Source organism: Enterococcus haemoperoxidus ATCC BAA-382 (genome assembly GCF_000407165.1).
Taxonomy (GTDB): Bacteria; Bacillota; Bacilli; order Lactobacillales; family Enterococcaceae; genus Enterococcus_L; species Enterococcus_L haemoperoxidus.
The window spans coordinates 966,060-981,330 of record NZ_KE136480.1; the positions used below are offsets into that span (position 1 = coordinate 966,060).

The 15,271-nt window shown below is 35.5% G+C and carries 13 protein-coding genes; 12 read left to right on the forward strand and 1 reads right to left on the reverse strand.

Going from position 1 to position 15,271, the window contains the following annotated elements; genetic code table 11:
* Positions 1 to 100: 100 nt before the first annotated feature.
* Entirely contained in the window at positions 101 to 328 is a 228-nt protein-coding gene (locus tag I583_RS16605) for a family 1 glycosylhydrolase (RefSeq protein ID WP_279625133.1), read from the forward strand.
* Between the two features lie 117 nt (positions 329 to 445).
* Here I583_RS16605 and I583_RS15095 read toward each other — a convergent pair whose 3' ends face one another.
* Complete coding sequence (locus I583_RS15095; RefSeq protein ID WP_010762279.1) at positions 446 to 643, reverse strand: helix-turn-helix transcriptional regulator; 198 nt, start codon at positions 641 to 643, stop codon at positions 446 to 448.
* Between the two features lie 476 nt (positions 644 to 1,119).
* Between I583_RS15095 and I583_RS15100 the strand changes: the two genes are divergently transcribed.
* The 11 genes from I583_RS15100 (at position 1,120) to I583_RS15150 (ending at position 15,253) form a co-directional block, all read left to right on the forward strand.
* Positions 1,120 to 2,028 carry a helix-turn-helix domain-containing protein gene (locus I583_RS15100; protein ID WP_010762280.1) on the forward strand — a complete coding sequence of 303 codons (909 nt, stop codon included), beginning with the start codon at positions 1,120 to 1,122 and terminating at the stop codon, positions 2,026 to 2,028.
* 117 nt (positions 2,029 to 2,145) lie between these two features.
* Positions 2,146 to 2,943, forward strand: a complete 798-nt coding sequence (locus I583_RS15105) for a TIGR00282 family metallophosphoesterase (RefSeq protein ID WP_010762281.1) — start codon at positions 2,146 to 2,148, stop codon at positions 2,941 to 2,943.
* Positions 2,944 to 3,145: 202 nt separating this feature from the next.
* Positions 3,146 to 4,654, forward strand: coding sequence for a helix-turn-helix domain-containing protein (locus tag I583_RS15110; RefSeq protein ID WP_010762282.1), 1,509 nt, complete (start codon positions 3,146 to 3,148; stop codon positions 4,652 to 4,654).
* A gap of 288 nt (positions 4,655 to 4,942) precedes the next feature.
* Positions 4,943 to 7,348: a MucBP domain-containing protein gene (locus I583_RS15115; protein ID WP_010762283.1), complete on the forward strand. Its 2,406-nt coding sequence runs from the start codon at positions 4,943 to 4,945 to the stop codon at positions 7,346 to 7,348.
* A gap of 13 nt (positions 7,349 to 7,361) precedes the next feature.
* Positions 7,362 to 7,634, forward strand: a complete 273-nt coding sequence (locus tag I583_RS15120; protein ID WP_167584609.1) for an LPXTG cell wall anchor domain-containing protein — start codon at positions 7,362 to 7,364, stop codon at positions 7,632 to 7,634.
* Positions 7,635 to 8,219: a WxL domain-containing protein gene (locus I583_RS15125; RefSeq protein ID WP_010762285.1), complete on the forward strand. Its 585-nt coding sequence runs from the start codon at positions 7,635 to 7,637 to the stop codon at positions 8,217 to 8,219.
* An 86-nt stretch (positions 8,220 to 8,305) separates the two neighbouring features.
* Positions 8,306 to 9,358 carry a WxLIP family cell surface protein gene (locus tag I583_RS15130; protein ID WP_010762286.1) on the forward strand — a complete coding sequence of 351 codons (1,053 nt, stop codon included), beginning with the start codon at positions 8,306 to 8,308 and terminating at the stop codon, positions 9,356 to 9,358.
* Between the two features lie 251 nt (positions 9,359 to 9,609).
* Positions 9,610 to 9,978, forward strand: coding sequence for a YlbF/YmcA family competence regulator (locus tag I583_RS15135; protein WP_010762287.1), 369 nt, complete (start codon positions 9,610 to 9,612; stop codon positions 9,976 to 9,978).
* A 2-nt stretch (positions 9,979 to 9,980) separates the two neighbouring features.
* Positions 9,981 to 12,548, forward strand: coding sequence for a DNA mismatch repair protein MutS (mutS, locus tag I583_RS15140; protein ID WP_010762288.1), 2,568 nt, complete (start codon positions 9,981 to 9,983; stop codon positions 12,546 to 12,548).
* Positions 12,549 to 12,586: 38 nt separating this feature from the next.
* Positions 12,587 to 14,671, forward strand: a complete 2,085-nt coding sequence (mutL, locus tag I583_RS15145) for a DNA mismatch repair endonuclease MutL (protein ID WP_010762289.1) — start codon at positions 12,587 to 12,589, stop codon at positions 14,669 to 14,671.
* A 27-nt stretch (positions 14,672 to 14,698) separates the two neighbouring features.
* A complete protein-coding gene (locus tag I583_RS15150) occupies positions 14,699 to 15,253 on the forward strand; it encodes a Maf family protein (protein WP_010762290.1) in 555 nt (184 codons plus the stop codon).
* The last annotated feature ends 18 nt before the right edge of the window (positions 15,254 to 15,271 follow it).

Below are 15,271 nucleotides of genomic sequence, written 5' to 3' on the forward strand. Positions count from 1 at the left end.
AATTCCTCTGCTTATCACTGAAGATGGTTTAGGAGCAATCGATACGCTGACGGAAGAGCAACAAGTGCCTGCTGAATATCGTATTGAGTAGTTAAAGAAACTGCTTGAGCAGATTCAGATGTCGATAACTGAAAATAACGTGGGCGTTTTTGATTTTTGCCTATGGTCATTTATTGATCTAATCAGCACGACCAGTGGCTTTAAAAAACGGTATGGGTTTGTTTACGTAGATCATACAGATACTGAGAACAGGGAATTGATTAGGTATAAAGAAGATAGCTTTTACTGGTATCAAAGAGTTATCGAGAGTAATGGAAAAAAGTTGTAACGATAGAGTTTGAAGGGGCAAATTGAAGTTAGATCAGATTCTAGGTAAGATGGAATCTGATCTTTTTTGAATGTTCTGTCAATTTTTTCTGCAAAAAAAAGCTTATATTTTAGCGACCTAAGAAAAAATCTCAGTAACTTCCTTGTTTAGTGAACGGGCAATATTAAGCGCTAATGAGTCAGAAGGTTTATACTTTCCTTTTTCAATGCTTTGGATCGTTTGAATCGACACGTCGACTTGATTGGCAAGTTCTTCTTGGGTCATATTGCTGTTATTACGGGTTTCTTGCAAATTATTTTTGATTGTTTTTTTCATAGTGAATCGCCTCTTTCTTTAGTGATTATGATGGTAAGAAAATAACGTACAAAACATTTACTAACAAATTTTACTCAAAAAAATATATACTAATTTGACCTTAGTGTGTTATATTTAATACGTAGTGGTGAACTACAGATAAATGGAAAACAATCCATTTATCGATGACTTCTAGCATGAATAACTTCCCCAAGTTTTATGATTGCTAGGAGTTTTTTAGGTACTAAGGTCCTACTTGCCAAGTATAAACACTAATAATACAAGCGAGTGCAGTAAAAAACATTTCTTTTCCTCCTTAAGCATATTTATGTTTATCAAGTTATCATAAATATATGATATCTAATGCTAATACTAACAAAAATTAAGCTGGTTATAAATATATTATTAAATAAATTGTTAAATCCTCATAAAGTAATAAGAAATAAGGTGAAAATCAATGTTTTTGTGCAAATATGTCATTGGAAGGAGAGTAAGTTTTGGAAATATATGAAGCTTTACGATTTTTTAGGAAAAAATTGAATTTTACTCAAAAAGAAATTTTACCTGATGTAGATCCTTCTGTTTATTCTAGAATTGAGAGTGGAAAACAAGAACTCAAAATAAATGACTTGAAAAGAATATTAGACAGCCTATCGCTTTTACCAGAAGAAGTTTTTTCTATGGCACCATTAAGTAAAGATCAACAAAAATTTCATTTTTTGTTTACTAATTGTGCAGAGAATTTACACGGTGAGAATAGGAAAGATGACTTGATTAATTACTACTATGAACTATCTGATAAAAATAAAGATTTAAGAGAATTATCCAATTATTTTGCTATAAAGAGTTACTTTGCTCAAGTATGGAGTGAAGTTGATGAGATCGGTGTGGAGGAATTAGATAATATATTTACTATGTTGTCTAATAAAGAATATTATCAACATTATGACTATATAATTATCAGAAATGCGATGCGAATTCTTGAAAAGGAAAAGGCTGATATATTGATTAAAAAGATTTTTTCCACTAAAAAAAATAAACTACAAACGGAGCCTATGGATGATGCTTTCTATTATATCCTCTTAAATGCAACGACAACAAGAATATATGAAAAGGATTATACTAGTGCTAAAAAATATATTCATTTAGCAAAAATGCAGGATAAGGAACGAAAAAATATTAATTATCGAATTCATCTAAAATATTTAGAGAATTTGTTAGATTATATAACTATCGGTGATTATCAATATATTCAGCGAATTCAAGAGTATATTCATTTACTTAAGGATATAGGAGACCTTGTATTAGCTAATCAAATTAGCACTGATGTTAAACTAGTTTTAGATGGTATTGATGAACACATTGATAAAAAAGATTATCCAGTTATTTTTGTAAAATATACTTAAGTACCTTTTTCTTATACACTCAGCACAGTCAAACTCTCAAGATATCTCCACCTCTTCCTTTCTACTCCAAAAACCTCTATAATAAAAACAGTAAATCAAAAGAGAAGAGGAAGTTTTTTGCGTATATTATTTATAGGAGACGTCGTAGGATCTCTAGGTCGCGATACGATAACCACTTATTTACCAAAATTAAAGAAAAAATATCGTCCCCAAGTAACGATTCTTAATGGCGAAAATGCTGCAGCAGGTCGCGGAATCACTGGTAAGATTTATAAGAAATTTTTACAAGATGGTGTAGATGTTGTCACATTAGGCAATCATACATGGGATAATAAAGAAATATTTGAATTTATTGGCGATGCTAAAAAAATGCTTCGCCCAGCTAACTTTCCAGAAGGAACACCTGGACAAGGGATGGTTTTTGTTAAGGTCAATCAACTTGAACTGGCTGTGATCAACATGCAGGCTCGTGTTTTTATGGCAGATATCGATGATCCGTTTCGTAAAGCAGAAGAACTGATTGCCGAAGCTCGCAAGCGGACGCCGCTGATTTTTGTTGATTTTCATGGAGAAACGACTAGTGAAAAGCAAGCAATGGGCTGGTTTTTAGATGGACAGGTTAGTGCTGTTGTGGGGACCCATACGCATGTTCAGACTAATGATGCACGGATTTTACCAGCAGGAACAGCTTATTTGAGTGATGTTGGTATGACAGGACCATATGATGGTATCTTAGGGATGAAGCGTGGACCAATCATTGAGAAGTTCAGGACAGCATTACCAAAACGTTTTGAAGTCGTTGAAGAAGGTCGAAGCTTATTATCGGCTTGTGTCATTGACATTGATGATCAAACTGGACAAGCTAAAAAAATCGAACCGATCCAAATCAGTGAAGATCGCCCCTTTGAAGAATAGTATGGTTAGCGTTATCTTAAGATAAAAATAAAAAGGACAGAAGCAGTTAGCTCCAAAGTATTAAAAGGAGTCGCATCTGGCTTTTTTATTTTTGCTAAAAACAGTGATTGAGCATTTTTGAACAAGTGAGAAGTAAAGTGTTCTATAATTAAGGCAAGAATGACAGTAGAATGGCTATAAAGCAGATTGTAAGGAGGTCTTTATGCGGAATTCTTTTATGGGAAAAAAAGAGCGAATGAAATTTGAACTATTTAAGTCGATCGTTTTCTCAAAAAACGGGTTAAGTTTTAATGAGCTAATGAAAAAATACGACCTCGCGAAAAGTACACTTAGTCGATATATCAATGATCTAGCGCAAGAAGTGGGTGAAATATTCGGTGGAAAAGTTCATTTGATCCAAAACAACCAGACAGGAATGTATCAAATCGAATCGACTAAACCATATAGTATAGGGTATTTGATTGATTATACCCATTTGTTTTACGTCAAAAAAAGTGGTGTTTTTTTCATATTAGATGCGCTATTAAAAAATCATTATAGCTCGATTGAAGCGATGGCTCTTGATTTACATATGAGTAGCTCATCCGTTTACAAGCAAGTACGTGAATTAAAGCAGATGTTAGTTCCATTTGGAGGGAAGATTTCGTTTGAGCAACTGGCGAGTCCTTTAACTGGTAATGAGCTTGGTATCCGTCTGTTTGCTTTTTATTCCTATTGGTCTGTGTTCAAGTCGATAGAATTTGATAACAAAAATTATCCTGAATCATGGTGGAAGATAAATGAGATTGAAGAATATTTTGATCATACGGCTACGTTGTCAGAATCACAACGGGCAAAATTACGATTTATTCAACTAATTACACTGAAAAGAGTTCTCTGGCAAAAAAACTATATAGAAATCTCCAAAGATTTTCTAGCAGATATTGCTTATTTCGATACCAAAGAGTCGGCATTGCTGACTTCATTGAAACAGCGATTACCAAAAGAGGTGTATTGTAAAGAAAGAGCTTTGTTATTATATGCAACGAGAGGACTGATTTATAATTTGGACTCTCTGGAAACAAAAAAAGAAATCGTTCAAAATTATCAACAATCCTCCTTATCGATTGCAGCATACACCACTACGTTGATGGCAGAAGTTCAAAAAGAATTTGATTTGGAGTACACGGAAGAAGGGTATATAAACTTTTATTTTTATCTGGTTATTTTGTTGATTTATATCAAACACATCAATATTGATATTTCCGGCTACTATAAAAACGGGCTCTCGTTTCATTCCATAATCGACTACGATGAAGCAAATGTGGAGGTTTTTAAAAAAATCACCAAGATTATTGAGCAACAGGAGTTCTATTCTAAAATAAACAAGAAATCCTTGAAAGGCGTCATGTCGATTCTTTCATTAACAATCTATTCCGGGATGTATTTAAATAAAAAAGTAGGGAATATGTCGATTTGTGTTATTTTTAATAATAATTTGATTTTGGCAGATGGGATCAAGAAGATTATTACAGATGTATATAATCGTGATCGAATTATTTTTACGAATGATCCAATGTTCGCTGATTTAGTTATTTCTGATTCTTATGAAGCTGTAAATCCTGAAACAGAACATTTCTACTTTGATGAACAGTTAAATCCAGAGCAATGGGGTAAGATGATCGATAAAATCAATCAAATTTTTTATAAAACAATTTTTTTAGGTTTGTGAAAAACGAACATAATGGGTCATGAAATGGGAAAAATATATATTATGTACGGATTATATCAATTTTTTCTTTTTTATAAAGGCTGAAACGAAACAATCAAATGTTTTGTTTTAGCCTTTTTTGACTGTTAATAGTGGTTTTTGATCACTTTTGAATGCTGTTTTTCAAATTTTGAAACAGATTGTTTCAGAAATATGTAATTATTTTCTGAAAAAAATTGTATTATTCATTGTAGCGAAAGAGTTGCTTGTATAAGTCTTATATAATGAAATAAGCAGATAGGAGAATCGATGAAAAAGTATAGTTTAAGTTTGATCGTTTTGTTTTTCTGTCTTGTACATACTATTGGTTCAGCAGGTACCGTTTTTGCAGAAACACCTTCTCCACCAACGGGTTATCCGCTAGGTGTTTCAACAAAAACGAATTTGACAGCTGGCGGTACACTTTACTTTAATACGGATCAGCTACAAGAAAAACAACTTGTTGGTCAGTTTTTAGCAAAAAATATCACGTCTAATGGTTCATCTGGATTATCAAAAGGTGGTTTTCAAAATTATCAAGGTTCACTGCGGCAGTGGGATTTAGAACAGATCGATCCAGCTGTTGTTTCTGAAACGATCACTGGAAGTGATGTTATTCGCTGGTACGCGAATGAAACAAGTTTTAAATATGTAGAAGGAGAAGACTTGCATTATTACATAAGTAATCCGCCTACAGAAAATGAACTGAACAATGCTTTGCAATATTATCCAGGGATGCGGGACAATTTTTCTAAAAGAATCTATAATGAGTCGCTTGACTCCTTTCCAACATTTGTAGACAATGGCGTTTCTAATTTTTCACAAGTAACAAGTAATATTCAGACGGTCAGTGATTATTATGCAGAATTGATCGATACTGATCAAGCTGTGCTCTGTAATTCAGCGGTTCAATCTGCAGAAGTAAATACAGAGAAAAAAGTTGTGAACTATAATGATTGGGGCGGACAATCTTCGATTCAAATCAATATCGCGTTGAAAAAAGGCGTAACAAGTCAAGCTGTTGCGATTGTTGATATAGATGGACGAATCGAGCACTTTAAAGATGCTCAAGATATTTCAATCAATTATACCAACTATGATCCAGATACAATGCTACCACCGTATGTGATTATCAATTATAAACACTTCCCATCGTTTAATTTCAGTGGTAGCACGTTCTTCCATGCGGCAGCGTACCCAAGTTTACCAGGGAATAAAGAATACGAGTTTGAAGGGAATAAAGGTGTCTTTTTCGAAGGGAAATACGCAGATCAAGCTGTTCCTTTAATAAGATCAGACAGTCATACGATTGCTGACGAATTAAAAGATAAAACCTATAAAGTAGCTACACATCTTATTCATAATTTTAATGATGAGGAAAAAGAAATTCAGTTTAGAAGTAATGCTTCATTATTTATTGGAACAGTTTTGGCGCCAAGAGCTTCAGTGACCTTAGATGATACACAAGGTCGAGTATTAGGAAGTGTTATTTCCGGGCATGATATCCACACCAATATGCCAATCAGCATCGAAGAAAGTACAGCCATGTTTGATTATGATGATTTCCCAGGATTAGGAGATATTGTTGGTGGACAAGAGCTGGAAGCACCTGTCAAAGTGGGTGAACAGTTTAACTATAATGGTAACGAGAAAAAACGATTATACAGTATTTCTCAAAAAGTTCCAGAATACTCTTCCAGAACGCCTATTCATACCTTTAGAATGACGGATAAGTTGGCAGACTCATTAGAGATTGCGACAGAAGATGTCATGATCAAAGATGAGTCGGGTGCAGATGTAGTTGATTGTTTTACGATTGATAAAAATACAGAAAACGAGTTACTACTTGAAGCTACGCCAGAAAGTTTAGCGGACGAATCATTTTATGGTAAAACATACACGGTTGAATTGATTGGCAGTGTCAAAGTAAAACCAGAAGAACTCACAGATCCACAAATCGACCAACTTATGATTGCAAATACAGCAATTACTACCGCTAATGAGCAAGTCAAGGCAAGTAATGAAGCCAATCTGATAGTTGATTTTGTTCAAGGAAAATCAGTTATTGTGAAGTATTTAAACGAAGATGGACAAGAGATTGCATCAACAGAAATTTTAGACGGTAAAGTAAGCATACCTTATCAAGCGAAAGCCAAAGAAATTTCTGGTTATACATTGCTACAAACTCCAGAAAATGAAAATGGATTTTTTTCCGATGAAGAACAAACCGTTACGTATAAGTATCATGGACAATTGAATTTTTCAGCTGTTCCAACACAGATCAGCTTTGGGACACATTCGCTTTCAGCTAAGGATGAAGAATACAAGATCAAGACAAAGGATAAAGACCTTGTCATAAAAGATACACGAATGCTAGGTTCTAATTGGCAATTGAGAGCAACGTTGAGTAAGCCGCTAACTGGAAATAAAACAAAACACGTACTTCCAGAAGCGCTATCCTATATAAAAGATGGAAAGCCAGTTACGTTAGCCACAGATTCATCAACAATCATTCAATCAGCCACTACAACGAGCCATGATGAATACAACCTAAGTCATCAATGGGGAACGTCAGATGACGGATTGAAAGTAACTGTGAAGTCGGGAGAAGCGCGTGCGGATCAGTACTCTGGTGAGATTCGCTGGGAATTATATGATGTCGTATCAAATGATTGAAAGGCGTTTAATAGTGAAGAATAAAAAAATAAAATGGCTTGTACTATTATTATGTTGCTACTTTTTATATTTAACGGAAATGGAAGAAAGCTATGCGCAAGAGAACACAAAAGTGACAGTTGGCTTTTATGAAGTAGATGAAAAAGAACAGCAGGCAATCGGATTTTTGCCAAAAACTGGTGATAAGGTACAAAACACAGTGTTACTGATAAGTGGAGTATTCATTCTGTTATTCGTAACAGGGATGGTATCATATAAAAGTTTAAAGAATAAGGAGAGAATTTAAATGAAAACAAACAAAATTTTAGTAGGATTTGCAGTCGTATCAATGGTATTTAGTGGAAGTATGGTCGTAAATGCAGAGGGAATTGAAAATCAAGAATCAAAAAGTGATATTGGTTTTACTGCACCAGAAGAAGGCGCATTGACATTATTAAATGTTGCTGATTTCGACTTTGGTTCTAATCCAATTTCAGCGAAAGACGAAGTGTATAAAAATAAAGCCGAAACAACTACAACAGTTCAAGATATCCGAGGAACAGAAGCTGGCTGGACTGTCCAAGTAGCTGAAAACGGTCAACTTAAAGCTGGTGCAAAAGAATTGTCAAATGCACAAATCACACTAAAAACACCAACAATTTCAGCAAAATCAACAGGTTCAGCGGATGTTAAGACAGATGTTGTCTTAAATACAGATGGTTCAGGAACAACAATTTTAGAAGCAACAGAAGGTCAAGGTAATGGTGTGACGATTGAAGATTTTGACACAAATGCTGCAATTTTAGAAGTCCCAGGAGAAACAGTTAAAATTGCTAAACAATATGAAACAACATTAACCTGGACATTATTAGATCAACCGGCCAATAATTAACATTATAGTAAGGAGTGGAACAGAACTAAAAAACAGTTTACGTCCACTCCTAATGTACATAGAAATAAAAAAATGGAGGCATATACATGTTAAAACGAATACGTAAAGTTTTGTTGCCGCTAGTAGTTGTTTTTTTGGGGTGTTTGGTAGGAACAGTGAATGTTTGGGCGCAAGATGCAGGTTATGAAGTAAAAGCAATTCCTTCAGCAACGCAAGTCGATCAGGCTAAAACATATTTTGATCTACGGATTGAACCTAAAGAAAGTGAAACAATAAAAGTCAAAGTGACCAATCAATCTAATCAAGAACGAATCATCAATACTCAAGTCAAGACAGCAACGACTAATTCAAATGGTGTTGTTGAATATATCAAGAGCGATCAAAATCAATCAATCGACCTACCCTATGATTTGAGTAAATTGATCCAAACGAAAACGCCTAAAATCAAATTAGCACCTCATGAATCAAAAGAAGTTGAATACACAATAACAATGCCTGAAAAAGATTTTTCAGGAATTTTATCTGGCGGAATTATTTTTACAAGTAAAAATACAGACCAAACGGAAGACTCAACTGCAAGTGTAGCGATAAAAAATCAATTTGGGTACGTGATTGCCCTAGTTTTACATGGTAAAAACGAAGTAGAACCAGATTTAAGCCTATCAAAAGTTAGTTTAGGACAAGTTAATAATAGAAATGTCATTTTTGCTCACTTAGCTAATCCAAAAGCGGCCTATCTGAACCGCTTGAATCTAACAGCGACGATCAAGAAAAAAAATACAGATAAGATACTATATGAAACGAAAAAAAACGAACGACAAATGGCGCCAAATTCCATTTTTAACTATCCAATAAGTTTACAAGAAACTGAGTTTAAACCAGGTAAGTATTTGCTATCCTTACACGCAGAGTCTAAAGGGAAAAACTGGGATTTTGAAGAAGAGTTTGAAATCAAAGCCGAAGAAGCAAAAAAAATGAACGATCAAGCGTATATTCATCAAGATAAACATAATTACTGGTTATATCTAATTCTATTTTTAATCTTCCTAGTGTTGATACTTTTGTTTATTTTATATAAAAAAAGACAACAAAAAATCAAAGCTTTAGAAGAACAAGTCGAAGAATTAAAGAAAAAATAACCATGCATAGCGAATGATCATGAGAAAGAACAGAGAAACCTGAGTAAAAAAAGGTTCTCTGTTTTTTTCGATTTACTTATTTTTATAGTTTCTTCTCTAGGAGGATGTCTTTTCAGCGGACATTTAAGTCATACAAAAAAAGAAACTTAGGCTGTTTTATTTTCCACAAACTGTTGATTCTGCTGGAATTATGTTAAAATAAGTAGACCTAACTTATAACAAAATCTTAACCAGAATAAAGGTGTGAAATCATGGAGCCATCCATTAAAGATAAAAAAATCAACGAAGAATTAATGAAATTATTAACCTTACTTGGTGAAGATGAATTGATTCAACGTTATAAAGAATTAGAAGAAAAAGTTCAAAAAAATGAAAAGCTCACTGATTTAGTAGAACAAATCAAAGCAGCCCAAAAAGATGCCGTTCAATTTGCCCATTATGATAAACCAGAGGCAGAAAAAGCGGCAATCAAACGAGCAGATGAGCTGACAAAAGAATTCGATGAACATCCTTTAGTTGTGGCATATAGAGAACAATTGATGGAAGCCAATGACCTCTTGCAGCACGTCACAGATATGATCCAATATAGAATCAATGAAGAACTAGAGAAGGAAGGGTAACAATGCCACAAAAAACAAAACACACACCAATGATGGAACAATATTTAGCAATCAAAGACCAGTATCAAGACGCTTTCTTGTTTTACCGATTAGGCGACTTTTATGAAATGTTTTATGAAGATGCAATTAACGCATCACAATTATTAGAATTAACTTTGACTAGCCGTAACCGCAATGCGGATGACCCGATTCCAATGTGTGGGATTCCTCATCACGCAGCGCAAGGCTATATCGATACATTGATCGAAAAAGGCTATAAAGTAGCGATCTGTGAACAAGTGGAAGATCCTAAAACGACCAAAGGCATGGTCAAGCGAGAAGTTGTTCAACTGATTACGCCTGGAACTGTGATGACCAGTAAAGGCTTAGATGCTAAAGACAATAATTATTTAACGGCTATTGTTGAAGAGAATGGAACGTTTGGGTTGGCCTATGTAGATTTAAGTACAGGAGAACTAAAAACTGCTGTATTAAGCGATGAAGACGCTGTAATCAATGAAGCATCAGCGCTGCAGACGAAAGAAATCGTATTAGGTAGCGTATTATCAGAAACGCTGCAGCAAACATTAAAAGATCGTTTGAACATTATTTTTTCTGAACAAAATCAAGCAGAAGAAAATGCTGAATTTAGCTTTTTAACAAGTGAATTGACCCATCCGCTAGAAGTGGAAGTAACAGGCAAATTATTAACCTATTTAACCGTGACGCAAAAACGTGGATTGTCACACATTCAAAAAGCAGTAGAATATCAACCAGATCATTTCTTGAAAATGGATCATTATTCTAAATTTAACTTAGAATTGACCCAATCGATTCGAACTGGATTGAAAAAAGGGACTTTATTATGGCTGCTAGATGAAACAAAAACCGCAATGGGTGGACGTTTATTAAAGCAATGGCTAGATCGTCCATTGATTCAAGAGAAACAAATCCAAACAAGACAAGAAATGGTTCAATCGTTATTGAATGCATACTTTGAGCGTGTTGACTTACAATCTACCTTAACAAAAGTCTATGATTTAGAACGTTTAGCTGGGCGTGTAGCATTTGGAAATGTGAACGGACGCGACTTGATTCAATTAAAAACCTCATTAGAACAAGTGCCGTTGGTTCGTGAGTTGATCGTTGGTATCAATCAAGGTGAATGGAATGACTTATTATTAGATTTAAACCCGGCCGAAGATATCGTTGAACTGATCAATAATGCCATCAACGAAGAAGCACCGCTTGCAATCACAGAAGGAAATATCATTAAAGACAATTACAATGAAAAATTAGATGAATATCGTGATGCAATGCGCCACGGCAAGCAATGGTTAGCTGAACTAGAAGCTAAAGAACGCCAAGAAACAGGGATCAAGACCTTAAAAGTCGGGTTTAATCGAGTATTTGGTTATTACATCGAAGTGACAAAATCCAACTTAGCCAACTTAGCCGAAGGAAAATATGAACGCAAACAAACGCTAGCAAACGCTGAACGTTTTATCACACCTGAACTAAAAGAAATGGAAACCTTGATTTTAGAAGCAGAAGAAAAATCAGTGGATTTAGAATATCAATTATTCCTAGAAGTCAGAGAACAAGTCAAAGCCAATATTGAACGTCTACAAAAACTAGCAAAAACAATCAGTGCAGTGGATGTCTTGCAGGCTTTTGCAACAGTCAGTGAAAGATACCAATATGTCCGTCCCATTCTAAAAAGCAATAGCAAAGAGTTGCATATTGTTGAAGGTCGCCATCCAGTTGTAGAAAAAGTTTTGGGTCATCAAGAATATATCCCTAACAGTGTTCATATGAGCAAAGAGAATATCATTCTATTGATTACGGGACCTAATATGTCCGGTAAAAGTACTTATATGCGACAATTAGCACTAACAGTCGTAATGGCTCAAATAGGTTGTTTTGTTCCAGCTGAATCTGCGGATTTACCGATTTTTGACCAAATATTCACAAGAATCGGGGCATCAGATGATTTGATCGCTGGGCAAAGTACCTTTATGGTGGAAATGATGGAAGCAAATCAAGCTTTACGTCATGCAACACCGAACAGTTTAATTTTATTCGACGAATTAGGTAGAGGAACCGCTACTTATGATGGAATGGCACTGGCTCAGGCGATCATTGAATATATCCATAGAGAAGTTAATGCAAAAACATTATTCTCGACCCATTATCACGAATTAACTGTCTTAGATGAAACCTTGACTGGTTTGAAAAATATCCATGTCGGTGCAGTAGAAAAAAATGGCGAAGTCGTCTTTTTGCATAAAATGATGGATGGACCAGCTGATAAAAGTTATGGGATCCACGTAGCTAAAATCGCAGGGTTGCCAAGCGCGTTATTAGAACGTGCAGCGACAATTCTTACCGCTTTAGAATCAGATGAACAGCCACTTAAAGCTGTGGAATACAAAGATGAGATCAAAGAAGATACGGAACAATTATCACTATTTAAAGAAGTATCGACAGATGAGTTAGGTGTGATTGATACTTTGAAGAAAATCAATTTATTAGAAATGACACCAATGGATGCCTTAAATAAATTGCATGAACTGCAAAAAAGAATTTAAACGAAATAAAAAAGCTGAGCAAGGAAAGGATCGTTTAGATGGGGAAAATACAAGAATTATCAGAACAGCTTGCCAATCAGATCGCTGCTGGTGAAGTAGTAGAACGTCCTGCATCAGTTGTCAAAGAACTTGTAGAAAACGCGATTGATGCAGGAAGCACTCAAATCGATATTTTTATTGAAGAAGCAGGACTTAAAACGATCCAAGTAATCGATAATGGGGAAGGAATCGCAAAAGAAGATATTCTTAGCGCCTTTAAACGCCATGCGACAAGTAAGATCCATACCAGAGACGATTTGTTTCGTATACGCAGTTTAGGATTCCGTGGAGAAGCCCTGCCCAGTATCGCATCCGTTTCAGAAATCGTCTTAGAAACGGCTGTTTCTGAAGAAGAAGAAGGTAGTTATGTTCAAATGAAGGGCGGTAAGGTTGAAGAACATCGCCCAGCTGCATTAAGAAAAGGAACAAAAATCACGGTTTCAAACCTATTTTTTAATACACCAGCTCGTTTAAAATATGTCAAAACGATTCAAACTGAATTAGCAAATGTCGGCGATATCGTTAACCGTTTAGCGTTAAGTCATCCCAAAATCGCTTTTCGCTTGGTTCATGACGGAAATAAGATGATGAATACTGCTGGCAATGGCGATTTGAAACAAACGATCGCTGGAATTTATGGTATTGGGACTGCGAAAAAAATGTTGAAGATCGAAGCGGAAGATTTAGACTTTAAGTTAACGGGATATGTTTCATTACCAGAAGTCACTAGAGCAAGTCGGAATTATTTATCAACGATCATCAATGGTCGCTATATCAAAAACTTTGCGCTCAATAAAGCAATCGTAGATGGTTATGGCTCGAAATTGATGGTCGGTCGTTTTCCTCTTGCTGTATTAGAGATCGAGATGGACCCGTTACTTGTTGACGTCAATGTTCATCCGACAAAGCAAGAAGTCCGTTTAAGTAAAGAAAAAGAATTGATGGCTTTGATCAGTGAAGAGATTCGGGAAGTATTAAGCCATGAACAGTTGATTCCAAACGCTGTAGATAATCTTCGTTTTAAAAAGAAAGTCGAGCTACAGCCAAAAGTTGAGCAAATGGAAATTCCTTTAACAGAACCTGAGGAAACTAGCAAACCTATTCGAAAACCAGGAAGTTTAGGCTATGATCCTAGTAGTGGAAATTTCTTTGTTAAAGAAACGTCGCCAGAATATAAACCTCAAGCACCTACTAACAATTGGCCAAAACAAGCTGAACCACAGACAGAAGAAGAGCTTGAAAAAGAAGCATTGATGGCGTATGCATTTAGTTCACCAGTTGAAATGGAAGAGCCAAAAATTTCTGATGAGCGCCATCTAACAGAAGCGACTGAGTCGGAAGAAGTGCCTGATTCAAAAGAAAAGGTGACCGTTGATGAACAGGTCTATGAAGAAGAATTAAGCCATCATCCAGAATTTGATTTTTCAGCAACTGGAGCTCAAAATGACTTAAATAAAGTGTTAAACAAGTTAGCGGATGAACATCCTAAAGAACGTTTTCCAGAACTAGAATATTTTGGTCAGATGCATGGCACCTATCTATTTGCTCAAAGCAAAGATGGCCTATATATCATCGATCAACATGCAGCCCAAGAACGAATCAAATATGAGTATTTTAGAGAAAAAATTGGTGAAGTAACAAACGACCTACAAGAGTTATTAGTACCAATCGTCATTGATTATCCAAACAGTGATGCGCTAAAAATCAAAGAACAAAAAGAGACCTTAGCAGAAGTTGGTATTCATTTAGAAGACTTTGGTCAAAATAGTTTCATTGTGCGGGCGCATCCAACTTGGTATCCGGCAGGCGAAGAAGAAACCATCATCCGTGAGATGATTGATATGTTTTTGACGACAGGCTCTGTCAGTGTGAAAAAATTCCGTGAGGCGACCGCCATCATGATGAGTTGTAAACGTTCGATCAAAGCCAATCACTATCTAAATGAACAACAAGCCCGTGTGCTATTGAAGGATCTTGAAACCTGTGAGAATCCTTTTAATTGCCCTCATGGTCGACCTGTTTTGATCCATTTTACAAATTCAGACATGGAAAAAATGTTCAAACGAATCCAAGATCCGCACTAAAAAATAGAGGAAGAAGGTTTTATCCTAATGGCAGTTATCCTAGCTTCTCAATCTCCTCGCAGACGTGAGTTGTTGAGCCGAATCATTTCTGATTTTGATGTTGTACCAGCTGATATCAATGAAGAAGTCAAAGGTTATTTTACCCCGATGGACTATGTCTTGACGATGGCGGCACAAAAAGCGGCACATATTGCAAAACAATACCCAAATGATTTAGTGATCGGTTCTGATACGATCGTAACAATCGATAATGAAATATTAGGGAAACCTACTTCCAGAGACGATGCTTTTCGGATGTTACGGCAACTGAGTGGCAGAACACATAAAGTTTATACCAGTGTTGTTTTAATGAAAGACGATCAAGAATCTTCAGCTACTGTTCCGGCTACAGTAGAATTTTACGATTTAACAGATGAAGAAATCAATCGCTACTTAGATACAAAAGAATACGAAGATAAAGCAGGAGCTTATGGTATTCAAGAACAAGGCGCTTTGCTAGTAAAAAGTATTCAAGGTGATTATTATTCGATTATGGGATTGCCAATTGCGACACTTTACCGCATGCTGCCATCATTTGATTAGTAACTGAAACGATGAAAG